Here is a 22,947-nt window from a genome sequence, read left to right as displayed (position 1 = left end):
CCTTGCTTCCCTTGTTTTTTCGCCCTCATGCAAATCGGTGAATTGGCTGCGCGCAGCGGCCTCAGCACGGACACCCTGCGCTATTACGAGCGCCAAGGCCTCATTGACGCGCAACGTTCGGGCAATGGCTATCGCCGTTATCCGGCGGATGTCGAAACCCGGCTCGCGCTGATCCGGCTGGCCCAGGGGCTGGGTTTCAGCCTGGCCGAGATCCGCGAGGTGCTGGGGCTGATGGACCGGCAAGGGGGTGAGCTGGCCTCGTCCGAGGTCCAGGAGCTGTTGCAGGCCAAGCTGGCGCAGATGGACCAGCGCCTGGAGGCCTTGCAGCAGTTGCGTGGCCAGGTGCTGCAGCAGTTGCAGGCCGTTTGCCCGCTGCGGCTGCCGGCCGCAGCCGGGGCCGCCTTGGGGCACTGACCGCGATGGACTGCCGGCCCCGTTGCGCCGCCTGCTGTATCGCCCCGTCGATCAGCTCGCCCATCCCCGGCATGCCGGGCGGCAAGCCCGCCGGCGTGCGCTGTGTGCAGTTGGACGAGGCGGACCGTTGCCGCATCTTCGGCCATCCGGAACGGCCGGCGGTCTGTGGTTCGTTGGCGCCCAGCGCCGACATGTGCGGCGAGAGCCGCGAACAGGCGATGCGCTGGCTGGGCTGGATGGAGCGCGAGACCTGTCCCGAGCCGGGTCGCTCAGCCCAGAGGCTGGGGGACTGAGCGCGCCGAGGTCGGCCGACGCAGGCGTTGGCGCAGCGCCTGCCCCCAGGCGGCGAGGGCGGGCCAGTGCTTGTCGAAGAAATGGTGCATCACGGTGTTGACCACCGGCTCCACCAGGGTCACCGCGCCGGCGATCGTGACACTGCCCGTCAGCGCAAAACTCACGCCGAACGAGCTTCCCAGGTGCAGCACACCAAAGCTTGCGGTCTTGGCCACGGGGACCTCCTGTCGTGAAGCGGGATGCGATGCCCGCATGCTAAGGAGTGCCGGTCGCCACGGCCAATTGCGGTTCGCGATGTTGGCCATAGCTCATGGCCCCAAGCCAGGTGAGCGTGCGCTCGCTCAGCTCTGCACGCCGGAAGGGGCGGGATTGACGCTGCGCAGATCCTGGACCACGCGGCCGCCCTGCAGGCTGATCACGCGCTGCGCCGCGGCGATGGTCTCGGGCCGGTGGGCGATCACGATGCGGGTCAGCGAAAGCTGACGCAGGCTGGCGTTGACCTGGCGCTCGCGCTCCACGTCCAGCGCGCTGGTGGCCTCGTCCAGGAAGAGGAACTGCGGCTTCTTGTACAGCGCGCGTGCCAGCAGCACGCGCTGGCGCTGTCCGCCGGAGAGGCTGGAGCCCATGTCGCCGATCAGGGTCTGGAAGCCCATGGGCATGGCCTCGATCTCGTCCAGCACGCAGGCCCGGCGCGCGCATTCGCGTATCCACTCGGCGTCGGCCTGAGCGTCGAAGAAGCTGATGTTGTCGGCCAGGCTGCCGGCGAAGAGCTGATCGTCCTGCATCACCGTGCCTATGCAGCTGCGCCAGGCCTGCGCGCCCAACTGGGCCAGCGCGACGCCGCCGACGCGGATCTCGCCCTGCTGCGGCGCATGGATGCCCAGCATCAGCTTCATCAACGTGGTCTTGCCGCAGCCCGACGGGCCGACGATGGCCACCGATTCGCCCGGCTCCACGCGCAGGCTGCAGCCGGTGATCACCTCCGGCTCGCCGTCCGAATAGCGAAAGCGCAGGCCGTCCAGCTCCAACGCGGCCTGCTGAGGCACATGCTGGCCGGGCGCGTCCAGCTCGGCTTCGGGGTCGGTCAGCACGATGTCGGCGAGGCGCTCGCCCTGCAGTCGCAGCATGCGCAGCTGCACCGCCTTGTCGATCAGCGCCGCGATGCGCGACGAGAACTGCTCCTTGTAGGCCAGGAACGCGAACAGCATGCCCACCGAGATCTGCTGCTCCAGCACCAGCAGGGCGCCGAGGCCGACGATGGCCACGCGCTCCAGCCCGAACAGCAGCTTGTTGGCCACCCCGGTCCACAGTTCCAGGCGCCGACCCACCAGGCTGGCGTTCATCTGTTCCACGACCAGGTTCGCGAAGCGGGCGCTGCGGTCCGCCTGCGCGTTGAAGAGCTTGATCGCCTGCGCGCCGCGCAGCGACTCTAGAAAGTGGCTGTTCTGGCGCGCCTCGTGCACCAGGGTTTCCTGCTGTGCCTCGCGCTGCGCGCGCAAGCGGGCGGCGCGCCACAGGCCATACAGCGCCATCGCGCTGAGGGCCACGGCGCTCAGCCCAGGGCTGTACACCCACATCATCGCGAAGGTGAGCACCACCATCAGCCCGTCCAGCACCGCTTCGATGAAGCTGCTGGTGAGCGTGCGCTGGATCTCCTGGACGCTGTTGAAGCGTGACCAGATGTCGCCCACGTGGCGCTTCTCGAACCAGCTCAGCGGCAGGCGTAGCAGATGGGCGAAGACATTCGTGATCCACTGCAGGTTCAGCGAGGCGGACAGCACGAGCACCGCCCAGGCGCGCAGCGCGTGCAGCCCGGCGGTGAGCAGCACCAGCAGGCCGAAGCCAATCATCAGCGTGCTGAGCAGGTCGCGGTCGGCGCTGACGATCACCCCATCCACCGTCCACTGCAGCAGGAAGGGCGCCAGCAGCCCGGTGAGCTCCAGCGCCAGCGCCAGCACCAGGATCTGCAGCAACGAGCCCTTGAGCCCGCGCACCCGGCCCAGCAGATCGCGCCAGCGTGGCGCGGGCGCGGCGGCGCGCTGGCTGAACTCCAGCCCCGGCTTGAGCTCCAGCACCACGCCAGTGAAATGCTGGGACAGCTGCTCCAGCGACAGGCGCCGTTCGCCCTGGGCCGGGTCCAGGATCAGGGCCTCGTTGCCGCGTACCTCGTGCAGCACGACGAAATGGTTGAAGTCCCAGTGCAGGATGCAGGGTGTCTGCAACTGCGCGAGGTGGCGCGGCTCGGCGCGCAGCGCGCGGGCATTCAGGCCCAGCTGCATGCCCATGCGCACCAGATCCGCCATCGTCAGCCCCTTCAGCGAGACCGAGAAGCGCTGGCGCAGCTCGGCCAGGGTCCAGCGCTGACCCAACTGGCCGGCCACCATGGCCAGGCAGGCGAGGCCGCACTCGGCGGCCTCGGTTTGCAGGATGACCCGGGGGCGGCGGCGCCCCGTCAGGTTCAGGCGCTCCATCAGCGAGGGTTCAGACACGGCGGGCCAGGCTCAGCAGGGGTTCGAAGATCCATTCGATCAGCCGGCGCCGTTCCAGCAGCACGTCGGCCTCCAGCAGCATGCCAGGACTCAGGTCCTGTTCCTGCCCATAGGCATTCACCGATTGGCGGCGCAGCTGCACGGTGATGCGGTACAGCGGCTCGCCCTGGGCCAGCGCGGTCGGCAGCCCCAGCTGGGCCAGTTCGGCGGCGGCCAGCGGCGTGCGCGACACCTGCAGCACCTCGCCTTCCTGCTGGCCGAACTTCTGATAGGGAAAGGCCTGGTAGCGCAACAGCACCCGCTGCTGCGGGCGCACGAAACCGACGGCGCTGGACGGTGCGTAGAGCTGGGCCTGCAGTGCCGTGTGGGCCGGCAGCAGACTTGCCAGACTGACATTGGGTGGCACCACCTGGCCCGGCTGGGCCAGGACGGTGCTCATCTGCCCCGCGCTCGGTGCGCGCAGCAGAAGACGTCTCTTGGACTGGGATTCCAGTCCCTGCGCCTTCAATGCCGCTATGTCGCGGCTTAGTTCGCCCTGCGTGACCTGCGTCTGCAAGGGCAACGCGGCAAGCTCGGCTTGCAGACCCAGCACCTCCCGATGCAGTTCCTCGCGCTCTCGCGCGAGACCCTGCTGCTGGGCCTGCAAGCCGAGTACCTCCTCCCGCTTTGTCTGTACCTGTGCGCTGGAGACGAACTGGTCTCGCGCCAGGGTTTCCTGCCGGCTCAGTGCCTGCTGAGCCAGCGTCAATCGTTCCGCCTGCAAGGCCTGCTGGCGCTCGGTCTGCTCCAGCGCCCGCCGCGTGTTCGCGAGACGGGCCTGCAGCGCCTGCGTCCGGCTCTGTGCCAGTTCGCGCTGCTGCTGCTGGGCCTGGCCCAGCGAGCGTTCACGCTCCTGCAGGCTTTGCGCGATGCCTTCGCCGTCGCTGCCGGCGCCGTCCAGCGCCAACTCGTACAGCAGTTGGCCTTCGCGCACCTGCTGGCCTTCCTCGACATGGCGGGTCAGCACGGTGGCGGTCTGCGGCACCATCAGCCGCAGCACGCCCCGTTCGGGCACCAGGGTGCCGCTGACGCGCGCCTTGCGTGTGTACTCGGCCAGGCTCAGAAAGGCCCCCACCGCGACCACGGCCCCGACCGCCAGAACGGTCAGCAGACGCAGCGAAATGGGGCGATGCAGGTCGATGCTGCCCAGCCGCGCGGGGCCGCGCGCCTTCAGGGCTTCAGGCCGGAACAGCATCGGGGGTGGGCTTACCAGCCCTTGGTGGGAGCATCAGGGCTGATGGCTTCGGCGGCCAGCCAGCCCTTGGTGGGGGCGTCGCCGCCACCGACCTGCTCCAGCAATTCCAACGACAGTTCCTGTGGCTGATCGACAGCTTGTTCTTCACGGGCCTTGATTTGCGCTTGGGTGTCAACGGCGTTCAGGCGGAAGGACTTGTTCATCTCGGGCTCCTCAAGGTCAACGTGCTCAGTGGCGTTGAACAAATTGGAGCAGTCCCCCCCTGGGGCCCGTAACTGTCAACTCTTACAGGGGATGTCGTGCCTGAAGTTGGAAACCCGTTATCGGATGAGTCCCAAACGCAGCGCTTTCAGCACCGCCTGGTGCTTGCTGGCGCAGTCCAGCTTGCGCATGGCATTGTTCAGATGCAGGACCGCGGTGCGCTCGGTGATGCTGAGAATCGCGCCCACCTCCCAGGCGGTTTTACCTTCCATGGTCCAGCGCAAGCATTCCAACTCACGGGGCGTGAGCCGGGTCGAGAGCCCCTGCGCCGTGCTGATGGGCTCGGGCATCAGCAACCGCCATGCGGACTCCTGGGCATACACGGCGAAGAGCTGCAAATCCGCAACCATGCGGGTCAGGGTGGAGCCCTTGGGCAATTCCGAATCTCGATCCACCCCAACGAAGAAGTGACGACCCTCGGGCATGTGAAGCGCAACTGCCAGCCCGGTCTTGAACCCGTATGCCGCCTGTTCTTCCCATTTCGCTCCCAATCCGGAGCGGGCATAGGTGTCCTGGTCCCAGACCAGAGGAACGCTGCTGCGCTTGCAGTGCTGAGCGACCGGATCGACATGCCACTGTGAAACGTCTTCAAATCGCTCAGTGAAGCTGTTCGGGACGTTGTCCACGCATTCGAAGTGCGCGCTGCCCAGGGTTTGGTCCTGAATCGCGGTCGCCGACACCGTGCTGAACCCCAGGTTATGGGCGAACCGAATCACCTCACCGCGGAATTCCTCCCGGGTTTGCGCCTCGAGTACCGATTGGTAGCCACCCTGCAGCATCGATCAAATGCAGATTGTTGGATTGACTGGACGGAGGCGCGATTCTCGTCCCGCGCCGGGAACAATGCGAAAGTATCCCTGGCAATGTTTACAGCTGGCGAGTCGGCCCGCCGATGCCGAAACTCAGTCTATCGGGGCCAGGCCCCAAACACCATGTCCTGAAAATGACTGCACCTTGGATTGTCTACGCTTGGCCGCGGATTTTGTGTCGGGCGGAACGAGCACAGCGTCTGCACTTCGCGCATCAAATCACATGCGTGCTGGTGGAGGGGGATGACCAACGTCCTACCATGGGGCAAACCCTCTGGTCGGGCGAGTCGGAGCATGGCTCGGCCGGGCTGGCCTGGGACTGGGTCCGGCTGCCCTATGGCATCGTCGCGATGGCCGACCCGATGGCGCTGGTCACCAACCTGCAGTTCCTCAACGGGGCGGGCGAGGTGCTGGCGCCCATGGAGTCGGTGCGCCAGCTCAACGAGCTGGTGCACATGCTGCCCTGGCAGCAGGAAGTGCAGCGGGTGCTGGGATACCACCACTGACCCCTTGCCGCCATGGGCGCGGGGGCCGGGAATCAGCGCGCCACGGCGTTGCGCATCTCGCGCGCGACGAAGCCCAGGCACAGCACCGTCATGGCCGCGCCGACCAGCACCGTGGGCAGGACCTGGGTCAGGCGCAGCGCCTCGCCCTTGAGCACCTGCATCATCAGCGTGTTCTGCGCCAGGCCCGGCACCCAGTAGTACCACGCGGCCTCGCCGCCCGGATTCATCAGCGTCACCATGGGCGCCAGGCCCACCAGCGTGACCACCAGCGCGGTGCTGGCCTGGGCCTCCTTGAAGCTCTTGGTGCGTATGGCCATGGCCATCAGCAGCGCGGACAGGCCGGCCGCCAGCGGCAGCTGCAGCACCAGGAAGCGCAGCACCTCGCCCCAGCCGAACTGGAACATGGCCTGCAGCGAGTCGCTGCGCAGCAGCATCTGTGCCGGCAGAAAGCTGAGGTTGGACATCAGCGCCACCACCATGCCCAGCAGCGCCACCGCCGCCCATTTGCCGCTCACCAGCGCCCAGTGCGGCGCCGGGTTCATCAGCAATGGCTCCAGCGACCCGCGTTCGCGTTCGCCGGCGGTGCTGTCCAGCGCGGCGGTCAGCGCGCCGTAGAGCACGGCCATCACGATGAACATCGGCACGATGCTGGTGATGCGGGTGGCGCGCGACTGCACGCTGGCGAGGTCGCGCTCCTCCACGTCGACGGGCCGCAGCAGATCGCCGCTCATGCCGCCCAGCGCCAGCGCCAGTGAGGCGCGCTCCTGCACGAAGCCCTGCAGCAGGCCCTTCAGCGGGCGCAGGCCGGCCTCGGCGCGCTGGTTGGAACTGTCGCTGACCACCTCCAGCAGCGGCGCCTCGCCGCGGGCCAGACCGGCCTCGAAGTCCTTGGGCACGATCAGCACCGGGTTGGGCAGCTTGCCGCTGCGCAGCCCGGCCTCGTAGTCGCCGCTGACCTGGACCACCTGGTAGGTCTGGCGTTCAAGGTAGTTGCGCAGCGTCGGGCCGTTCTCGATGCCCACCACATACACCTGGCGCAGCGCGGCGCGCTCCTCCAGCGAAGACACCATCGCGGACATCGCCATCAGCAGCAGCGGTCCCAGCAACAGCGCCGGGACCAGCATGCGCGCCAGCGTCCGGTGGTCGCGCAGCGCGTCCAGCACTTCCTTGACGAAGACGGTCTTGAAGGCAGCAAAGCGGTTCATGGGGCGGCACTCCTGTCGCCGTTGGAAGGAAAGGCGAGGGCGACGAAGGCGTCCTCGAAGCGGTCGCAGCCGGTCTGCGTCAGCAGTTGGGGCACGCTGCCGGTGGCCACCGAGCGGCCGTGCGACATCACGACCACCTCGTCGCACAGCTGTTCCACCTCTTGCATGATGTGGCTGGAGAAGACGATGCACTTGCCGCCGCCCTCGGGCGAGCGCAGGTGGCGCAGCACCTCGCGCAGCGCGCGCGTGGCGACCACGTCCAGCCCGTTGGTGGGCTCGTCCAGCACGATGTTGGCCGGGTCGTGCACCAGCGCGCGGGCCAGCGCGGTCTTCATGCGCTCGCCCTGGCTGAAGCCCTCGGCGCGGCGGTCCAGGATGCGGTGCATGTCCAGCAGCCCGGCCAGCTCGGCGGCACGCTGCTCGGCGGCCTCGCGCGCCATGCCCTGCAGACGGGCGAAGTAGACGATGTTCTCGCGTGCCGTCAGGCGCGGGTAGAGCCCGTGGGCGTCGCCCAGGATGCCCATGCGCGCGAGCGCCTCGCGCGGCTGGCGCAGCACGTCCACGCCGTCCACCTCGATGCGGCCGCCGTCCGGCGCGATGAGGCCGGCCAGCATGCGCAGCGAGGTGGTCTTGCCGGCGCCATTGGGGCCCAGCAAGCCGGTGATGCGGCCATCCGGCGCCTGCAGGTCCAGCTGCTCCACCGCGCGCACCAGGCGTTGCGGGGCGCGGCGCAGCAGCGACCCGGCGCCGCGGGCCTTGAATTGCTTGTGCAGTCCTTCGATGCGGATCATCGCGTCTCTCCCAGGTCCGACGCCGTCGCGGCGGGCACGGCCTGCAGCCGCAGAGGGGGCAGGAAGGCGGGCGGGCGTGGCATGCGCGTGGCGCATTGGGCGTCCTTTTGCAGTGCGTTCTGGTCGGGCGCGGTCTCGGCGTCGATGAAGCGGTAGAGCAGATCGCGCATGCAGCCCAGGCCCATCACGCCGTGGCCGGCCTGGGGCACGACCAGGTGGCGCGCCTGCGCGCCCAGCGCCTTGGCTATGCGTTCGCCATGGCGGGGCGGGGTGGCGGGGTCGGCGCCGCCGCTGAGCACCAGCACCGGGCTGCGCGACGGCGGGACCTGGTAGAAGGCGCCGGGCAGGCTGGCGCGGGGCCAGTCGCGGCAGACGGCGCCATAGAACTCGCCGTCCACCGTGCCGAAGTCGCGGCCGGCGGGGTCCTTGGACAGCGCGATCAGCGGCAGGTCCTCGGCGCAGACCACCGAGAAATGCATGCCCATCGCGAGGCGCATCGCGCGGGCGCGGCTGCCGCCGCCCAGCTGTGCGGCCAGGCTGAGCAGGCCTTCCAGCCGGCCCTGGTGGGCTGCGTGGATCGCCGCCGGCAGCGCCGAGGCCAGCGCCGGTGCATACAGCGCGGGACGCACCGCGCGCAGCAACCCGGCACGGGTCAGCTCGAAGGACTCGGTCTCGCCGCTGACCGCGTGGGTCACGCTGACGCGGCGCGGCAGCCCGGCGAGCAGGGCCTGCCATTCGCCGCGCAGCGCGGGGAAGCGCGCGTGGCAGGCGCTGTCCTGCGCGCAGGCGTCCAGCACCGCGTCCAGGGCGGCCTGGCCATCGGTGGAAAAGGCCTGGGGCAGGGCCATGTCGGGCGGCGCGACGCCGTCGATCACGACACGGCGCACCTGCTGCGGGAACTGGCGCAGGTACTCCAGCGCGGCGCGCGTGCCATAGGACGCGCCCACCACGTTCCATTGCGCCACGCCCAGGGCCTGGCGCACCGCGTCCATGTCCTGCATCGCGATGGGCGTGCTGTACTGGCGCAGATCGCCGTGCGGCAGCTTCTGCAACGCGTCGCGGCATTGCGCCAAGCGCTGCAGCTGGCGTTCGGGATTCATGGCCTCGCTCAGTGGCAGGCGCGGGTTTTCGTCACACTGCAGCGGCGCGGACTCGCCGGTGCCGCGCTGGTCCACCAACACCAGGTCGCGCCGGTTGTTCAGGCGCGAGAACTGCTGCAGCACATGGCCCGCCAGCGCTACGGCGCTCTGGCCCGGGCCGCCGGCCAGCATCAGCACCGGGTCGGGCTTCTTGTTGCGCGCCAGCGCCGGGATGACGACGTAGCGCAGCTGGATCTGCGTCGCCTGAGGACGCGCCGGATCCAGCGGACGCTGCAGCTGGCCGCACAGCACCTCGTTGGGCACGCCGGCGATGCGGCAAGGCTGCAGCGCGGCGCCCGCGCTGCCCGGGGCCGCGACCGCGGGCAACATCGGCAGCGCCAGCAGCGCGCCGGCCAGCGCCGCCCGCAGCGCGGCGCGGGGTGCCGGCGTCGATCCGCGCCGGCTTGTTGTTCTGGGATGCATGACGGGGAGTCCTCCTGAGAAACGCGGGCCACGCCAAGCCGTCTCGCTGTATTGGGGGCGGGTCTTGCGTGCGGGCGCATTATGGGCAGCGGCATCGGGCCTGGGCGGCGGCTTGCGCCGATTGACGGCCACATGGGATCGAGGCCCAGGACGGCGCGACGAACAACGGCTTGCGGGGGCGTAGACGGGTTGCTGCCTGCCACAAGAAGCGCTGTCCCTGGGGGCCGGCGGGTTATTCGCCGCGGCGTTATGGTGCGCCCCTGATCTGTCCCACCACCCCCAACCACCCCACAAGGGAGACCTCTGATGAAGCTCTATTACAGCCCCGGCGCCTGCTCGCTTTCGCCCCATATCGTGCTGCGCGAGGCGGGCCTGGACTTTGAACTGGTGCTGACCAGCACGAAGACCAAGAAGCTGCAGGACGGCACGGACTACTACACCATCAACCCCAAGGGCGCCGTGCCGCTGCTGGAGCTGGACAACGGCGAACGCCTCACCGAAGGCCCGGCCATCGTGCAGTACCTGGCCGACCAGGCCCCGCAGAAGCATCTCGCGCCCGCCGCCGGCAGCTGGGCGCGCAGCCGCCTGCAGGAATGGCTCAACTACATCACCAGCGAGCTGCACAAGGGCTTCTCGCCGCTGTTCAACCCGGCCATGCCGGAAGAAGCCAAGGTGCTGTTCCGCGAGGCGCTGGTGAAGCGCTTCGCATGGGTGGACACGCAGCTGGAAGGCCGTGACTACCTGCTGGGCGCGGACTTCACGGTCGCCGATGCCTATCTGTTCACCGTGAGCAACTGGGCGCCGATGGTGGGCGTGGAACTCGGCGCGTTGAAGAACCTGGCTGCCTTCCGTGCGCGCGTCTCCGCGCGCCCCGCGGTGCAGGCCGCGATGAAGGCCGAAGGCCTGATCAAGTAAGCGTCTTTTCCCGCGGCAGGCCCGCGCCCCCCGCATTCGCGCGGGGTGGCGCGCGGCTGTCGCCCGCACCGGTGGCGGCGCTGTGATCTAGCTCACAGGCGCGTACGGCATCGCTCCGCAGAATCTCCGTTCGTGCTGGGAACGGCCAGCGAACAGGGAGAAGCGCTCGGGCTTGCGGCCGGGCCCACAGCCCGGTAGTCGAGCGATGAATTCAGCCAGAGCAGAACCAGGCTGGGGGCGGGGCGCCCCTTGTCAGCAGTGCGTACTCGCGCCCCAATGCCCCATGGCCATGTGCAGCGTGCCGGGGCCGCAGGCCACGGCCTGCGAGGCGGCGCCGCGCAGCTTCTCGCGATCCAGCGTGCTGTTGCGCGAAGGCGAGCGAAGCAATGCCTTTCTCTTCGTGAAGTCCGGCCTGCTGGCGGTGCGCCAGACGGGACTGGACGGCGTGGACCGCGCGATCGCGGTGATCGGTCCGGGCTTTCTGATCGGCCAGCCCGCGGCGCATGGGCTCAGCTCGTTGGTGACCGTGCAGGCGCTGACGCCGGTTTCGGTCTGCGAGTTTCCGCTCTCCACGCTGCAGCGCCTGAGCCAGCTCGGTCAGCCGGACCTGATCTGCCTGGGCCGCTACACGCGCCAGTCCATGGCCGCGTTGGCGGCCTGGAGCCATCTGATGCGCATGCCCGGGCTGTCGCAGCGGCTGGCCTCGGCGCTGCGTCTGCTGGCCGCGATCCAGCCCAGCCTCGCCACCCAGCTGCCCAGCCAGGCCATGCTGGCCGAGCTGCTGTGCGTCACGCGCGAGAGTGTCAACCGCGCCTGGCGCGAGTTCGAGTCGCGCGGCGTGGTGCGTCGCCGCCATCGTCGCGCGGTGGATCTGGACGTGGTCGCGCTGGAGCGGCTGTCGGTCGGCGCGGACTGATCCGACATGGGCGCAACGCCGCAGTGTGCGCTGGCTCACAGTCCAGGTTGATCTGCGTCAGAGCTTTGCGTGCAGGCTTCACAGAATCGCGCGGAGAGCGGTCGTGCCGGACGCAACGGCGAGTGACGCGACACGGACAAGGACCCCGATGGGGCAGAGCGGAGGGACGCATGACGACGCAAGCAGGGCCGGTGACGCAGCGGGAATTCAGCTTCTCCGCGGGGGCGACTCTGATGTCCACGACCGACGTGGACAGCCATATCCAATACGCCAACGCCGCCTTCGTCGCCGTCAGCGGCTATGAGGAAGAGGCGCTGCGCGGCGCGCCGCACAAGCTGGTCCGCCATCCCGACATGCCGCGCCAGGCCTTTGCCGACATGTGGGCCACGCTGCGCAGCGGCCAGGCCTGGAGCGCGCTGGTGAAGAACCGCCGCCGCGATGGCGATCATTACTGGGTGCGGGCCAATGTCGCGCCGGTGGTGCGCGAGGGCGCGGTCAGCGGCTACATCTCGGTGCGCATCCGCCCCACGCCCGAAGAAGTGCAGAGCGCCGACGATCTGTACCGGCGCTTTCGCGAGGGCCGCGCACGCGGCCTGGCTTTTCATCGGGGCCTGGTCGTGCGCAGCGGCTGGCAGCGCTGGCGCAATCTGTTCAAGACCCTGCCGCTGGCCGGACGGCTGCGCCTGGCGCTGTGGAGCCTGCCGCCGCTGGCCGCCACGCTGGCCTGGGCTTTGGGGCTGCGCGACGTCGCCGGCTGGACCGGTCTGACCGCCGCGACGCTGGGCTGGACTCTGTTGGTGGAGGCGTGGCTGCAATGGCAGCTGCTGCGCCCGCTGCGCACCGTGGTTGCCCAGGCGGCCGATGTCGCGGCGGGCCATTTCGATGCCCATGTGCGTCTGGAGCGCGTCGACGAGATCGGGCTGATGCTGCGATCGGTGAACCAGGCGGGCCTGAACGTGCGCGCGCTGGTGGCCGACGTTTCGGAGCAGGTCGGCGGGCTGCAGGCCGTGGCGGCCCAGGTCGCCTCGGCCAGCGCCGACCTGGGCAGCCGCACGGAGCAGACCTCCTCCAGCCTGGCGCAGGCGGCCGCGTCGCTGAGCGCGCTGACCGCCAGCGTGGCCCAGTGCAGCGCCGCGGCCGAGAGCGCCGGCGGCCATGCCGACGCCATGGCCGAGACGCTGCGCGACGCGCATGCGCTGGTGCGGGAGGTGCAGTCCGGCATGCAGGGCATACGCCAGTCCAGCGAGCGCATCGGCGACATCATCGGCGTAATCGAGGGCATTGCCTTCCAGACCAACCTGCTGGCGCTCAATGCCGCGGTGGAGGCGGCGCGCGCCGGCGAGCATGGCAAGGGCTTTGCAGTGGTGGCCGGCGAGGTGCGCGCGCTGGCCCAGCGCAGCCAGGGCGCGGCGCAGGAGGTGCGCCGCCTGATCGAGGACAGCAGCGCGCGCGTGGCCGATGGCGCGGCGCGGGCGGAGCGCTCGGGCGGGGCGATGCAGGCGCTGGTCGGCGAGGCCGGGCAGCTGCACGAGGAGATCGTGCGCATCCGCGATGGCGGGCGGCGCCAGGCCGAGGGGATCGCCGAGCTGGGCGAGCGCGTCGAGCGGCTGGACCGCATGACGCGCCAGAACGCCACCCTGGGCGAGGAGTGCGCCGCCGCGGCACGCCAGGTCCATCGCCAGGCCGCCAGCCTGGCCCGTGCCGTAGATGTGTTCCGCGATGCTTGAGCTGCAGCCCGTCTTTCCGCTGTCCTGGACGCTGATCGCGCAGATGATCGAGTTGCTGCCCGATGGCGTCATGGTGGTCGACGAGCAGGGCATGGTGCTGCGCGCCAATGCGGCGATGGAGGCGCTCAGCGGCTACCCGTCCGAGGCCCTGGTGGGACAGCCACTGACCCTGCTGCTGCCGCCCGAGCAGCGCCAGCGCCATCAGCGGCATCTGCAGCAGTACTTCGTCCGCCCGCGCAGCCGCGCGATGGGGCGGGTGCCCGAGCTGAGCCTCTGGCATCGCGAGGGGCACGGCGTGCCGGTGGACATCTCGCTGGGCATGTTCCGGCGCGGCGAGCAGACGCTGACCCTGGCCGTGGTGCGCGACATGCGCGCGATCGAGGCCATGAACGCCCGGCTGCGCCACCTGGCCATGCACGACAGCCTGACCGAGTTGTTCAGCCGCGCGATGTTCGGCGAGCTGCTGACCCAGGCGGTGGAGCACACGCGCCGCGGCGGGCTGCCGGTCTCGGTGCTGCTGATCGACCTGGACGACTTCAAGTCCGTCAACGATGGCCATGGCCACCATGTCGGCGACGAGCTGCTGCGCGAGGTGGCGCAGCGCATGCGCCGCGTGCTGCGCGCCAGCGACACACTGGCGCGGCTGGGTGGCGACGAGTTCGCGGTGTTGCTGCGCGACCAGAGCGATGCCGGCCACACGCTGGCGGTGGCGCAGAAGCTGGTCGACACGCTGAGCCAGCCCTGGCAGACCCGGCACCACGAGATCTTCCCGGGCGCCAGCATCGGCATCGTGTTCGCGCCGCACGACGGCGAGGACGCCGACACGCTGATGCGCCATGCCGACATGGCCATGTACCGCGCCAAGGAGGCCGGCCGCAGCACCTATGCGGTGTTCGACGCCCGCATGGCCCACCAGATGGAGGAGAAGACCCTGCTGCATGGCCGGCTCAAGCGCGCGATCGAGGGCAATGCGCTGCGCCTGCATTACCAGCCGCAGCTGTGCGCGCGCAGCGGCCAGGTGGTCGGCGTGGAGGCGCTGCTGCGCTGGAGCGACCCCGAGCTGGGCGAGGTCACGCCGGGGCGCTTCATCTCGGTGGCCGAGAACTCCGGGCTGATCCAGCGCCTGGGCGACTGGGTCATCGAAGCCGCCTGCGCCCAGATTGCGCGCTGGCGCTGGCAGGGGCTGGCGCTGCGCGTGGCGGTCAATGTCTCGGCCCACCAGCTGCGCCAGCCGCATTTCGCCGACCGCCTGCAGCAGAGCCTGGAGCGCTGGGACGTGCCACCCAGCCTGCTGGAACTGGAGATCACCGAGACCGCCGCGATGACGCATCGCGAACAGGCAGAGGTGCTGCTGGGCCGGCTCGCCGAGATGGGCGTGGCGCTGGCGCTGGATGATTTCGGCACCGGCTACTCCTCGCTGGGCCATCTGCGTCAGATGCCGGTGACGCGGCTGAAAATGGACCGCGCCTTCATCCAGGGTGTCACCCACGACGAGGCGGACGCCACGTTGACGCGGGCCATCATCGGCCTGGCCCGCACGCTGGGCAAGACCGTGGTCGCCGAGGGCGTGGAGACCGAGGCCCAGCGCGACTTCCTGCAGCGCGAGGGCTGCGACGAACTGCAAGGCTGGCTGTTTGCCCGCGCCGTGCCGGCCGAGGAGGTGCCGGCGCTGCTGGGCCGGCTCAATCCGCCGCGCGCGGGCGGCGACAATCGCGCCCACCATGCGCGACCAGGCTCTGGCCCAGCTGAGGGCCTATCTCCAGCATTTTCCCGATGAGGCTGCGCCGCTGGAGGCCTTGGGCGCCCAGCTGGAACAGGACCCGTCGGACCCCTTGTGGCGCGGCAACTTGCGCGGCCATGTGACGACCAGCGCCTTCGTGCTGGACGCGACCGGCCGACGTCTGCTGATGATCCGCCACCGCGTGATCGGCCGCTGGCTGCAGCCGGGCGGGCATTGCGAGGGCGATGCCGGGCTGTGGCAATCCGCCTGCCGCGAGGTGGTGGAGGAGACCGGCCTGGAGGCGCTGTCGCCGCATCCGGCCTGGGGGCCCGAACTGCCGCTGGACATCGACACCCATGCGATCGCGGCCAACCCCGCCAAGGGCGAGGGCGCGCACTGGCACCACGACTATGCCTACCTGATGCGGGCGGGGGCCGAGCGGCCCTTGCAGGCCCAGCTCGCGGAAGTCAGCGCCGCGGCCTGGGTGGATCTGCAAAGCCTGGCCGAAGAGGACGGACAGGGCGAACCGCGCTGGCCGCGCCTGCTGGCCAAGCTGGCCGCGCTGGGCCTGAAGGCGGGCTGAGCCCGCCGCCCCCGACGGGCGCAAAAAAAGGGGCCGTCGGCCCCTTTCCCTGCTGTTGATGGCGCGCCTCAGGGCTTCAGGTGCTGGCCGAGGAATTTCTCCATCGCCTCGTAGAACTCGAAGCGGTTTTCCTCGTTGGCGAAGCCGTGGCCCTCGTTGTCCTTGACCATGTACTGGACCTGGACGCCGCGCTTCTTCAGCGCCTCCACCATCTGGTCGGACTCGCTCTTGACCACGCGCGGGTCCTTGGCACCCTGGGCGATGAACAGCGGGGTCTTGATCTTGTCGGCGTTGAGCGCCGGCGAGTTGGCGACCAGGCGCTCCTTGTCCTTCTCGGGATGGCCCACCATCGCATGCAGCTTGTCCAGCATGGGCTTCCAGTAGGGCGGGATGCTGTTCATGAAGGTCAGCAGGTTGCTGACGCCCACATAGTCCACCGCGGCGGCATAGAGATCGGGGGTCTTGGTGATGCCGGCCAGCGTCGCGTAGCCGCCGTAGCTGGCGCCGTAGATCGCGATGCGCTTGGGATCGGCCACGCCCTGCTGGATCAGCCATTGCACGCCGTCGGTGACGTCGTCCTGCATCGCCAGGCCCCACTGGTTGAAGCTGGCCTCCCAGAACGCGCGGCCATAGCCGGTGGAGCCGCGGAAGTTCATCTGCAGCACGCAGTAGCCGCGGCTGGCGAGGAACTGCACCTCGGGGTTGTAGCCCCAGACGTCGCGCGCCCAGGGGCCGCCGTGCGGGTTGATCACGCAGGGCAGCTTCTTCGCCTCGCGCCCTTGCGGCAGGGTCAGGTAGCCGTGGATGGTCAACCCGTCGCGGCTCTTGTACTGCACCGGCTTCATGAAGGCCATGCGCGACTCGGCCAGCCATGGAGTGATCTCGCCCAGCTTGATCAGCGCGTCGTTCTTGCGGTCGTAGACATAGCGCGTGCCCTGGGTGCGGTCGTTGTAGGCCGCGACGATCAGGCGCTGCTCATCGTCGGTGGCACCGACCACCGAGACCTCGTAGCCGGGCAGCCGGCCGCGCAGCTTGGCGTCGATCTCGCGGCTCTGGGCGTCGAAGAAGTGGCGGCCGGGCTTATCGGTGACGTAGCTGGCCTGGGTCAGCACCTTGCGCAGGCGCGAGTAGCCGGCGCCGCTGACGTCGACCTCGGGGTGGGCGTAGACCACGCTCTCATCGTCGGGCTTGGCCGGGTCCACCAGCACCAGCGCGGCCTTGTCGCGGCCGCGGTTGCTGATCGCGTAGAACTTCTTGTTGTCGAAGTCGAACAGAACCGGGTTCACCGTGGTGCGGAAGTCGGCGCTGATGATGGGCTTGAAGGCGTCTTTTTCGCTGTCGCGGTAGAGCAGGGTGTTGTTGACGCCGTCGCTGGCCACGCCGATGCGCACGCGGCCTTCATGGTCGGTCTGCCAGCCGACGATGTTGCCGGGGTTCTGCGCCACCACGGTCTGTTCGCCGGTGCGGACATTGACGCGGACGACGTCGAACACGCGCTTGTCGCGCTGGTTGTGGCTGACCAGGATGTGGTCGGCGTCCTCGCGCAGGTCGTTGACCAGGTTGGCGCGCAGCGCGTCGCCCGGGGTCAGGTCGCGCACGGTGCCGGTCTTCACGTCCACCGCGACGACGTGGAAGTTCTCGTCGCCGCCGAAGTCCTTGACGAACAACAGCGTGTCGTCGCCCTTCCAGAAATAGCCGCGGATGTCGCGCGCACTTTCGCGCGTCAGCTGGCGCGGCTCGCCGACCAGGGCCTTGCCGTCGAAGGCCTGGACGAAGATGTTCATGCGCTTGGCCGCGCCTTGCTCACCCGTCGCGGGCTGCAGGAAGCTCATCCAGTTGCCGCTGCGGCTGAGCTGGTAGGCCGCGCGGTCGGGGCTGCGGAAGAAGTCGCGCAGCGCGATGGGCGGGCTGTCGCTGGCGGTCTGGGCCAGCAGCGGCAGCGGGGTGCTCAGTGCCGCGGCGGCGGCCACGCTCAGCAGGGCGAAGGTGCGTTTTTTCATGGAAGGGTCTCTCTCCTTGATGCGGCCCGCCTTCGGGTTCGCGGCGGGTCGCTGCGCATTGTGCGTGTCCGGGCACTCGCACCGATCCCCTCCGAAGACGGATGGACGCGTCGTGAGGATGAACGACCGTGGCGCAGGATGGACGCCAGCGCTCCCGCGCCGGCGTCCTGGGGCGGCATCAGCCGCGTGCGGCGGCGCGCGGCTTGAGCAGGCCGTCGCAGGTGGCGCGCTGCTCGCCAGCCTCCACCTTGGCGCAGACGCCCGCCGCCTGGTCCTGCAGGCGCTTGATCGTCGCGGCCTGCTTGCCGTCGCCATTCCAGGCCAGCAGCTGGCTGCCGACGCGTTGCAGCGAGCGGGCGCTGCGCTCATAGAACGCGCCCTTGTCCTTATCGGCTTCGGCCAGCAGCTGCGAGGCCAGCTTCTCGATGCGCGCGCTGTCCTGCGGCGCCAGCTCGATCAGCGCGGACAGGTAGTTGGAGCCCCACTGCAGCCGGGTGGCCGGGCCTTCGCTCTTGTTGAAGGCCTCCTCGTACCAGCGCAGTGCCTCGTCCTTGCGGCCTTGCTTCCTGGCGTTGCCGCCCAGCATGCTCATCAGGTAGTAGGGCGAGTGGCTCTTGGCCAGGCTGGCCTTGAGCAGCGCGTCGCTGTCGCTCCACAGCCCGGCGCGGCCCTGCAGATGGGCCACGCTGGTGATCACAGCCTGGCGCTCGTAGCCATCGGTGATCTCGCGGTCGGCCTTGGCGGCGGCGGCCTTCACCTCGGCGACCAGCGCCGCGTCCAGCTTGGGATGCAGCTCGGCCTTGGGCTGGCTCAGGCGCGCCAGCTCCACGCGTGCCAGCAGCGCCTGCACGCGGTCGGCGCGCGACAGCGAGGCGTCCGCCTCGAAGCGCTTGAGCGCCTGCTCGAACTGCTGCACCAGGGCCTTCTGCTCGGCGCCGGCCTCGGGGGCCAGCGCGCGCACGATGTCGTCGGCGCCGTTGGCCAGCACGTCGGCGTGGATGCGCGCCTCGGTGGCGCTGGCCAGCACCTGCTGCACGCGGGCCTTCAGCGCGGCATCGGGTTTGACGCCCTTGCCGGCGTCGCTGGTGGCCAGCGACTTGAGCCACAGCCGCGTCGTGGTTTCCTCGTCGACGCCCTTGCTGGCGGCGGCCAGCTGCACGAGCAGCGCCGGGCGCTGGTCAGCGGGCACGAGCTGCTGTTCGTCGGTTTCCCAGCCGTAGAAGCCCAGCAGCCGCCATTCATTGGCGCTGAGCTTCTTGCCGGCGCGCGCGTCGGCCAGCACGGTCTTCACCGGACGGCCGCCGGACAGGCCCAGCTGCAGCACCTTCAGCACCTGCGGCGCGTCGGCTTCGCCGGGCAGGCGCGTGATCTCCTGGCCTTCGGGGCCGAACAGGATCATGGTGGGGTAGCCGCGCACCTTGAAGCGCGCGCCCAGCTTCTGCGCGCCGGGGTTGTCGCCGTCAATGTGGACCGGCACGAAGGCCTGCGACAGCTCGATGAAGTCCTGGCGGTTGAACAGCGTGGCCTTGAGCTGGTTGCAGGGCGGGCACCACTTGGCGCCCCAATACAGCAGCACCGGCTTCTTGCCCGCCTTGGCCTGGGCGAAGGCGCGGGCGATGTCCTCGTCGCCCGAGGCGGGCTGCCAGGCCACGCTGGCGGTGCTGGCCACGCTGGCGGACCACGCGGGCAGCGGCGCCAGCGCCGCGCCGGACAGCAAAGCCAGGGCCAGCAGGCTGTGGCGCAGACGGCGGGGGAGCGGAATCGTAGGCTTCATGGGCGGTGTGCCTGCCTCGTGGGCCGGCCTTTGCGGGTTGGCAAGCCGCGGATTTTGGAGCCAATGGCCGCGGCCGGATATGCGGGTGGCTTCTGAGCGCCTACGGTTTTCGCACAAGAGGCGCACGCCGCTCAGCGCAGCAACTCCTCGGCGCGCGGCGGCTTGACGCCGTAGCGGGTGAACAGGCGCTCCACGCTGCCGTCCTGGAACATCGCGCGCAGGGCCTCGCGCAGGCGCTGGCGGTGCTCCTCGGCGACCAGGGTGCGCGGACCGGTGGCCAGCCAGACTTCGCCGGCTTCCACCGTCATGCCCACCTGCAGCCAGCCTGGCTCGCGGCCATGGCTGCGCGCCTTGTCCTGGTTGATCATGAGGCTGCCGAAAATGCCCTGCACATGGCCGCGCTCCAGCCGGCGCAGCTGGTCTTCCACGCTGTTGGAGATCACCAGCATGCGAGCGTCCAGCTGCAGCCGCTGCGTCATGCCATGGGCGGCCGAACCGCGCAGCACCGCGAGCCGCAGGCGGCGCGCCTGCTCCAGGCTGGTGATGGCCGGCTGGCTGGCAAGGTTGATGAAGCCCAGCGGCTGGACATAGAGCCGCAGCAGCCACTGGAACTGTTCCTCGCGCTCCGGCATGCGGGTGAGCGGCAGCAGCGCCACGCCGGGCAGGCTCTGCGCCATCTGCATGGCCCGTGCCCAAGGGTAGAAACTGATGGGTGTTTCATGCTGGCAGCGACGCAGCAGTTCCTGCACCAGCTCCACCAGCACGCCGGGGCGGGTGGGCTGGTCGGCGATGGACAGGGGCGGCAGGTCGCCGGTGACGACGCGCTGCAGCGGCAGGGGTGCCAGCTCTTCGGCATGCGCGGGCCGGGCCAGTACTCCCGCCAGCGCCCCCAGCGTCAACGTGCGGCGGCGCATCGTCACGGCGCGCTCCGGGCCGGTTGCCGGGCCAGCAGCGCCTCGCGCCGCGCCAGGCTCTCGGCGGGCCAATGCGTCTTGCGGTCGTAGTACTGGGGCATCACCGGCACCTCGCCCGTCAGCTGCACCCAGGGCTGGCGGGATTCGGTGAAGATATGGATGTCGGGCGGCAGCAGTTCAGGCCGGTCCAACGTGCCGACGCGCACGAAGCTCACCGCGGTGCCCGCGCCCGCATAGTGGCTCCACAGCGCGATCTGGCAGCGCGGGCAGCGCAGGATGGTCTGGCCCTTGCCGCTGGCGCTGGGGGTAGGCACGACCACGGGCGTGCCGTGCAGCAGTTCGACACGATCGCTCTCGATCATCGCGTTGAGCGCAAAGGCGGCGCCCGTCTCCCGCTGGCACCAGCGACAGTGGCAGCAGTGCACGAACAAGGGCCGGCTGCTGAGCCGATAGCGGATCTCCTGACAGTCGCAGCCGCCGCTCAAGTCGCTGGCGTTCATTGGCATCCCCCAGAGCGTGCTTGCGAGCATACCAAGCGCCCGCGTCATGGCGTGCCTAGCAGGCCTCCAGCGCCTGCTGGCCGTCGTCCAGCGGTGGCGGCTCGGGATGGGCGCGGGCGAGCGCCATCCAGGTCTGGAAGTCGGGCCGGCAGGGTCGACGCGGCGCCGGCCGCGCCAGTTCCAGCGATTGTTCGTGCGCGATCAACACGCCGAACTGCGGCGGGATGTCCTCGGGCTGGGCAATGCCGGCCTTGAGCACGAACCAGCATTGCCCGGAAAGCGCCAGATAGGCCTCGGACTTGGCCGGCCGGCGCAGCTCGCCCAGCAGGTCGGCCCGGCTCACCTTGATCTCGTGGATGGCCGGCTCCAGGTAGTCCTCCACCGTGGTGTGGCGCAGCGAGTAGACGTCCGGCATGGCCTGCACCCAGCGCAGGCGCTGCGGATCGTCGGCGTGCGGCAGGCCGGCACGCAGGTTCAGGCCGCGCCAGGCGATGCGGCCGCCCTGTTGCAGCGTCTGCGCGACCCTGGCCACCAGCGATTCATGCGCGTCGCGCGCGGCGCGGTTGCGCTGCAGGCCCTGGTGCAGGGCCGCTATGCCCAGGTCGCTCAGGCGCAGGGTTTCCCGGCCGGCCGCGTCGCGGCAGCGCTCCAGGTAGCCGCCGGCCAGCAATTCCAGCTCCAGCATGTCCTGGCAGGGCCAGCCGGCGCTGCGCCAGAGCTGACGCAGACGGCGCAAATGAGTGGCGGGCAGCATGGGCTGCATCTTGCCGGAAACGCCAGGTCGGACGGCCCAAAAAAGAGGGCCCGTCTTCGTTGAAGAGCGGACCCAAGGGGAGGATAGGGATGCCGGGGCGGCGACCGGGTCGCCGCTCCGGGGAAGGATCAGCGCTCGCGGCGCAGCGAACCCACCATGGTGTTGTTGGTACCCATCATGAAGACGGTGTAGACGCCGCTGGCCGAGACCGGCAGGCCGGTGACGCTGAACACCGGCGACACCAGGGTGGGCGTGTTGACGCTCAGGAAGGAGTTGGCGCTGGCGTTCACGGCGACCGGCGAGGAGGTGGTGCCGGCCTGCACGTTGGTGGCCAGCGGCGTGTAGTCGACGCTCAGCGTCAGGCCATTGGTCGAATTGGCGACGCCGTTGATCAGGCGCAGCTTGGCCTGGTTGGCATTGGTGGGCAGACGGTTGTCGTCCTCCAGCACCTTCAGCGCCGGCGCGCTGGCCGGGCCCCACAGCAGCAGCGTGTAGTCCTTGCCGGCGGCCAGCGTGGGCGTGGTCAGCGTCATGTCGGTGCCGTTGACCTTGATGCTCAGCGTGCCGGCGGCGGCAGCTTGGATAGAGGTGTAGTCGCCGATGGCCGGGGCGCTGCCCTGCGGCATCAGCACGGTATTACCCCACTGGCTGGAGACCGAGGCACCCTCGCCAACGGCTGCCACCAGGCGGGTACGCGCCGTGGTGTTGAACTGCTTGCTCACCGTGCCCTTCTGGACCAGATGGATGCCGTTGACCAGCACGCCACCGTCGGTGGAGGTCAGGATCAGCGTCGAGACGCCGCCGGCCGGCAGGGCCAGGCTGGACACGTCCAGGCGCAGGTCATTCTTGTTGCCGGCGCCGGTGACGCGGATGCGGAAGTTGCCCGCGTTCAGCAGGTTGTAGCTGCTGGTGTTGCTTCCGGGAGTCGCGCTCAGATTGCTGACGATTGGCGACGCGTTGGTCAGGTCGTCGGCGGGCAGCGTGACATAGATGTCCAGCGAGCCTGCATCGGGGGCCAGGTTCATCGCCAGCAGCTTGGACTTGGCGCTGTCCGGCGCGGCTTCGGATTCCTGCAGCAGCGCGGTGCGCACCGCGCCGGCCGAACCGTAGGCGATCAGGCTGTAGTTCACGTCGGCAGCCAGCGAAGGCGTCAGCTGCGCGACCGCGCTGCCGACGTTGTTCAGGATCTGGGTGCCGGTCGCGCCGGTGTTGACCGTGCCATAGCTACCCGCGGCGCCATAGGCGACGGCGCTGTTGATGGTCTTGCTGTCCACGCTCAGGTCCAGCGTTGCATAGCTGGGGCTGGCGTTGACCAGTCGGATCTGGGTGTTGCTGCCGCTGTCTTTGCTGCCACCACCGCCGCAGGCGGTGAGCAGGGCGCTGGCACACAGGCCGATCAAGGGCAGGGCCCAGGACTTGAATCGCATCTTAGGAACTCCAGGGATAGATCGCGCGATTGGAGAGGTTGGCCGTTGCTGGCGCTTGTCGTTATGTTTCTATATTGTTAACTTTTATTGCTGTCCCTCTGGGAAAGTGCGCTCAGCGACTGGGGAGGGCGCTCTACGCGAAGGGCTTGCCG

At 69.5% G+C, this 22,947-nt stretch carries 22 protein-coding genes; 8 read left to right on the top strand and 14 right to left on the bottom strand.

Annotated elements, in window-relative coordinates; translation table 11 throughout:
* Nucleotides 1–27 precede the first annotated feature (27 nt).
* Complete coding sequence (locus LZ017_RS05420; protein ID WP_241299047.1) at nt 28–414, top strand: MerR family transcriptional regulator; 387 nt, start codon at nt 28–30, stop codon at nt 412–414.
* Nucleotides 415–419: 5 nt separating this feature from the next.
* On the top strand, nt 420–707 hold the full coding sequence (locus LZ017_RS05415) for a YkgJ family cysteine cluster protein (protein ID WP_241299046.1): 288 nt from the start codon (nt 420–422) through the stop codon (nt 705–707).
* Here LZ017_RS05415 and LZ017_RS05410 read toward each other — a convergent pair.
* The 5 genes from LZ017_RS05410 to LZ017_RS05390 all read right to left on the bottom strand — a co-directional run bounded on the left by LZ017_RS05410 (nt 684) and on the right by LZ017_RS05390 (nt 5,471).
* Nucleotides 684–923 (bottom strand): DUF2061 domain-containing protein, encoded by a 240-nt coding sequence (locus tag LZ017_RS05410; protein ID WP_241299045.1) that lies wholly within the window; start codon nt 921–923, stop codon nt 684–686. The two genes, LZ017_RS05415 and LZ017_RS05410, sit on opposite strands and share 24 nt — an antisense overlap.
* A 126-nt stretch (nt 924–1,049) precedes the next feature.
* Nucleotides 1,050–3,197 (bottom strand): peptidase domain-containing ABC transporter, encoded by a 2,148-nt coding sequence (locus tag LZ017_RS05405; RefSeq protein ID WP_241299044.1) that lies wholly within the window; start codon nt 3,195–3,197, stop codon nt 1,050–1,052.
* Nucleotides 3,190–4,431, bottom strand: a complete 1,242-nt coding sequence (locus LZ017_RS05400) for an HlyD family secretion protein (RefSeq protein WP_241299043.1) — start codon at nt 4,429–4,431, stop codon at nt 3,190–3,192. Before LZ017_RS05400 ends, LZ017_RS05405 begins: the two co-directional genes overlap by 8 nt.
* Before the next feature lie 11 nt (nt 4,432–4,442).
* Nucleotides 4,443–4,634 carry a hypothetical protein gene (locus LZ017_RS05395; protein ID WP_241299042.1) on the bottom strand — a complete coding sequence of 64 codons (192 nt, stop codon included), beginning with the start codon at nt 4,632–4,634 and terminating at the stop codon, nt 4,443–4,445.
* Nucleotides 4,635–4,751: 117 nt separating this feature from the next.
* Nucleotides 4,752–5,471 (bottom strand): LuxR family transcriptional regulator, encoded by a 720-nt coding sequence (locus tag LZ017_RS05390; RefSeq protein WP_241299041.1) that lies wholly within the window; start codon nt 5,469–5,471, stop codon nt 4,752–4,754.
* A gap of 290 nt (nt 5,472–5,761) precedes the next feature.
* Between LZ017_RS05390 and LZ017_RS05385 the strand changes: the two genes are divergently transcribed.
* Nucleotides 5,762–6,007 carry a hypothetical protein gene (locus tag LZ017_RS05385; RefSeq protein ID WP_241299040.1) on the top strand — a complete coding sequence of 82 codons (246 nt, stop codon included), beginning with the start codon at nt 5,762–5,764 and terminating at the stop codon, nt 6,005–6,007.
* A 32-nt stretch (nt 6,008–6,039) separates the two neighbouring features.
* Here LZ017_RS05385 and LZ017_RS05380 read toward each other — a convergent pair whose 3' ends face one another.
* From LZ017_RS05380 to LZ017_RS05370, 3 genes are read right to left on the bottom strand one after another with little or no spacing between them, the layout of a single operon-like run.
* On the bottom strand, nt 6,040–7,212 hold the full coding sequence (locus tag LZ017_RS05380) for an ABC transporter permease (protein WP_241299039.1): 1,173 nt from the start codon (nt 7,210–7,212) through the stop codon (nt 6,040–6,042).
* Nucleotides 7,209–8,003 carry an ATP-binding cassette domain-containing protein gene (locus LZ017_RS05375; protein ID WP_241299038.1) on the bottom strand — a complete coding sequence of 265 codons (795 nt, stop codon included), beginning with the start codon at nt 8,001–8,003 and terminating at the stop codon, nt 7,209–7,211. The genes LZ017_RS05380 and LZ017_RS05375 overlap by 4 nt, the downstream gene beginning before the upstream one ends.
* Nucleotides 8,000–9,565, bottom strand: coding sequence for an alpha/beta hydrolase (locus tag LZ017_RS05370; RefSeq protein WP_241299037.1), 1,566 nt, complete (start codon nt 9,563–9,565; stop codon nt 8,000–8,002). The genes LZ017_RS05375 and LZ017_RS05370 overlap by 4 nt, the downstream gene beginning before the upstream one ends.
* Before the next feature lie 306 nt (nt 9,566–9,871).
* On the opposite strand from LZ017_RS05370, the gene gstA reads away from it, so the two are divergent.
* The 5 genes from gstA (at nt 9,872) to LZ017_RS05340 (ending at nt 15,426) form a co-directional block, all read left to right on the top strand.
* Nucleotides 9,872–10,480: a glutathione transferase GstA gene (gene gstA / locus LZ017_RS05365; RefSeq protein WP_241299036.1), complete on the top strand. Its 609-nt coding sequence runs from the start codon at nt 9,872–9,874 to the stop codon at nt 10,478–10,480.
* Nucleotides 10,481–10,763: 283 nt separating this feature from the next.
* Nucleotides 10,764–11,396, top strand: coding sequence for a Crp/Fnr family transcriptional regulator (locus tag LZ017_RS05360; RefSeq protein WP_241299035.1), 633 nt, complete (start codon nt 10,764–10,766; stop codon nt 11,394–11,396).
* A 170-nt stretch (nt 11,397–11,566) separates the two neighbouring features.
* Nucleotides 11,567–13,123: a PAS domain-containing methyl-accepting chemotaxis protein gene (locus LZ017_RS22040; RefSeq protein ID WP_277604525.1), complete on the top strand. Its 1,557-nt coding sequence runs from the start codon at nt 11,567–11,569 to the stop codon at nt 13,121–13,123.
* The gene (locus LZ017_RS05345; RefSeq protein ID WP_241299034.1) at nt 13,116–14,900 is read left to right on the top strand and encodes a bifunctional diguanylate cyclase/phosphodiesterase; all 1,785 of its coding nucleotides are present in this window, start codon (nt 13,116–13,118) and stop codon (nt 14,898–14,900) included. Before LZ017_RS22040 ends, LZ017_RS05345 begins: the two co-directional genes overlap by 8 nt.
* Entirely contained in the window at nt 14,845–15,426 is a 582-nt protein-coding gene (locus LZ017_RS05340; protein WP_241299033.1) for an NUDIX hydrolase, read from the top strand. The genes LZ017_RS05345 and LZ017_RS05340 overlap by 56 nt, the downstream gene beginning before the upstream one ends.
* Before the next feature lie 68 nt (nt 15,427–15,494).
* On the opposite strand, the gene LZ017_RS05335 is transcribed toward LZ017_RS05340, so the two are convergent.
* The 6 genes from LZ017_RS05335 to LZ017_RS05310 form a co-directional block, all read right to left on the bottom strand.
* Nucleotides 15,495–17,426 (bottom strand): S9 family peptidase, encoded by a 1,932-nt coding sequence (locus tag LZ017_RS05335; protein ID WP_241299032.1) that lies wholly within the window; start codon nt 17,424–17,426, stop codon nt 15,495–15,497.
* Nucleotides 17,427–17,604: 178 nt separating this feature from the next.
* Entirely contained in the window at nt 17,605–19,200 is a 1,596-nt protein-coding gene (locus tag LZ017_RS05330) for a thioredoxin fold domain-containing protein (protein ID WP_241299031.1), read from the bottom strand.
* A 131-nt stretch (nt 19,201–19,331) separates the two neighbouring features.
* Complete coding sequence (locus LZ017_RS05325; RefSeq protein ID WP_374109881.1) at nt 19,332–20,120, bottom strand: substrate-binding periplasmic protein; 789 nt, start codon at nt 20,118–20,120, stop codon at nt 19,332–19,334.
* A complete protein-coding gene (locus tag LZ017_RS05320) occupies nt 20,117–20,620 on the bottom strand; it encodes a GFA family protein (RefSeq protein ID WP_241299030.1) in 504 nt (167 codons plus the stop codon). The genes LZ017_RS05325 and LZ017_RS05320 overlap by 4 nt, the downstream gene beginning before the upstream one ends.
* A 49-nt stretch (nt 20,621–20,669) precedes the next feature.
* Nucleotides 20,670–21,368 carry a hypothetical protein gene (locus LZ017_RS05315; RefSeq protein WP_241299029.1) on the bottom strand — a complete coding sequence of 233 codons (699 nt, stop codon included), beginning with the start codon at nt 21,366–21,368 and terminating at the stop codon, nt 20,670–20,672.
* A gap of 128 nt (nt 21,369–21,496) precedes the next feature.
* Nucleotides 21,497–22,795, bottom strand: coding sequence for a DUF4397 domain-containing protein (locus LZ017_RS05310; protein WP_241299028.1), 1,299 nt, complete (start codon nt 22,793–22,795; stop codon nt 21,497–21,499).
* Nucleotides 22,796–22,947 lie beyond the last annotated feature (152 nt).

Source organism: Pelomonas sp. CA6 (assembly GCF_022549225.1).
Taxonomy (GTDB): Bacteria; Pseudomonadota; Gammaproteobacteria; order Burkholderiales; family Burkholderiaceae_C; genus Roseateles.
Note: the sequence above shows the minus strand (reverse complement) of the source record. Positions and strands in the feature narration are given on the sequence as shown.

Excerpts from the sequence above, each read along its gene's own strand:
- LZ017_RS05420 (WP_241299047.1), top strand. The coding sequence starts at position 28 with ATGCAAATCGGTGAATTGGCTGCGCGCAGCGGCCTCAGCACGGACACC.
- LZ017_RS05415 (WP_241299046.1), top strand. The coding sequence starts at position 420 with ATGGACTGCCGGCCCCGTTGCGCCGCCTGCTGTATCGCCCCGTCGATC.
- LZ017_RS05400 (WP_241299043.1), bottom strand. The coding sequence starts at position 4,431 with ATGCTGTTCCGGCCTGAAGCCCTGAAGGCGCGCGGCCCCGCGCGGCTG.
- LZ017_RS05395 (WP_241299042.1), bottom strand. The coding sequence starts at position 4,634 with ATGAACAAGTCCTTCCGCCTGAACGCCGTTGACACCCAAGCGCAAATC.
- LZ017_RS05390 (WP_241299041.1), bottom strand. The coding sequence starts at position 5,471 with ATGCTGCAGGGTGGCTACCAATCGGTACTCGAGGCGCAAACCCGGGAG.
- LZ017_RS05385 (WP_241299040.1), top strand. The coding sequence starts at position 5,762 with ATGGGGCAAACCCTCTGGTCGGGCGAGTCGGAGCATGGCTCGGCCGGG.
- LZ017_RS05380 (WP_241299039.1), bottom strand. The coding sequence starts at position 7,212 with ATGAACCGCTTTGCTGCCTTCAAGACCGTCTTCGTCAAGGAAGTGCTG.
- LZ017_RS05375 (WP_241299038.1), bottom strand. The coding sequence starts at position 8,003 with ATGATCCGCATCGAAGGACTGCACAAGCAATTCAAGGCCCGCGGCGCC.
- LZ017_RS05370 (WP_241299037.1), bottom strand. The coding sequence starts at position 9,565 with ATGCATCCCAGAACAACAAGCCGGCGCGGATCGACGCCGGCACCCCGC.
- gstA (WP_241299036.1), top strand. The coding sequence starts at position 9,872 with ATGAAGCTCTATTACAGCCCCGGCGCCTGCTCGCTTTCGCCCCATATC.
- LZ017_RS05360 (WP_241299035.1), top strand. The coding sequence starts at position 10,764 with ATGGCCATGTGCAGCGTGCCGGGGCCGCAGGCCACGGCCTGCGAGGCG.
- LZ017_RS22040 (WP_277604525.1), top strand. The coding sequence starts at position 11,567 with ATGACGACGCAAGCAGGGCCGGTGACGCAGCGGGAATTCAGCTTCTCC.
- LZ017_RS05345 (WP_241299034.1), top strand. The coding sequence starts at position 13,116 with ATGCTTGAGCTGCAGCCCGTCTTTCCGCTGTCCTGGACGCTGATCGCG.
- LZ017_RS05340 (WP_241299033.1), top strand. The coding sequence starts at position 14,845 with ATGCGCGACCAGGCTCTGGCCCAGCTGAGGGCCTATCTCCAGCATTTT.
- LZ017_RS05335 (WP_241299032.1), bottom strand. The coding sequence starts at position 17,426 with ATGAAAAAACGCACCTTCGCCCTGCTGAGCGTGGCCGCCGCCGCGGCA.
- LZ017_RS05330 (WP_241299031.1), bottom strand. The coding sequence starts at position 19,200 with ATGAAGCCTACGATTCCGCTCCCCCGCCGTCTGCGCCACAGCCTGCTG.
- LZ017_RS05320 (WP_241299030.1), bottom strand. The coding sequence starts at position 20,620 with ATGCCAATGAACGCCAGCGACTTGAGCGGCGGCTGCGACTGTCAGGAG.
- LZ017_RS05315 (WP_241299029.1), bottom strand. The coding sequence starts at position 21,368 with ATGCTGCCCGCCACTCATTTGCGCCGTCTGCGTCAGCTCTGGCGCAGC.
- LZ017_RS05310 (WP_241299028.1), bottom strand. The coding sequence starts at position 22,795 with ATGCGATTCAAGTCCTGGGCCCTGCCCTTGATCGGCCTGTGTGCCAGC.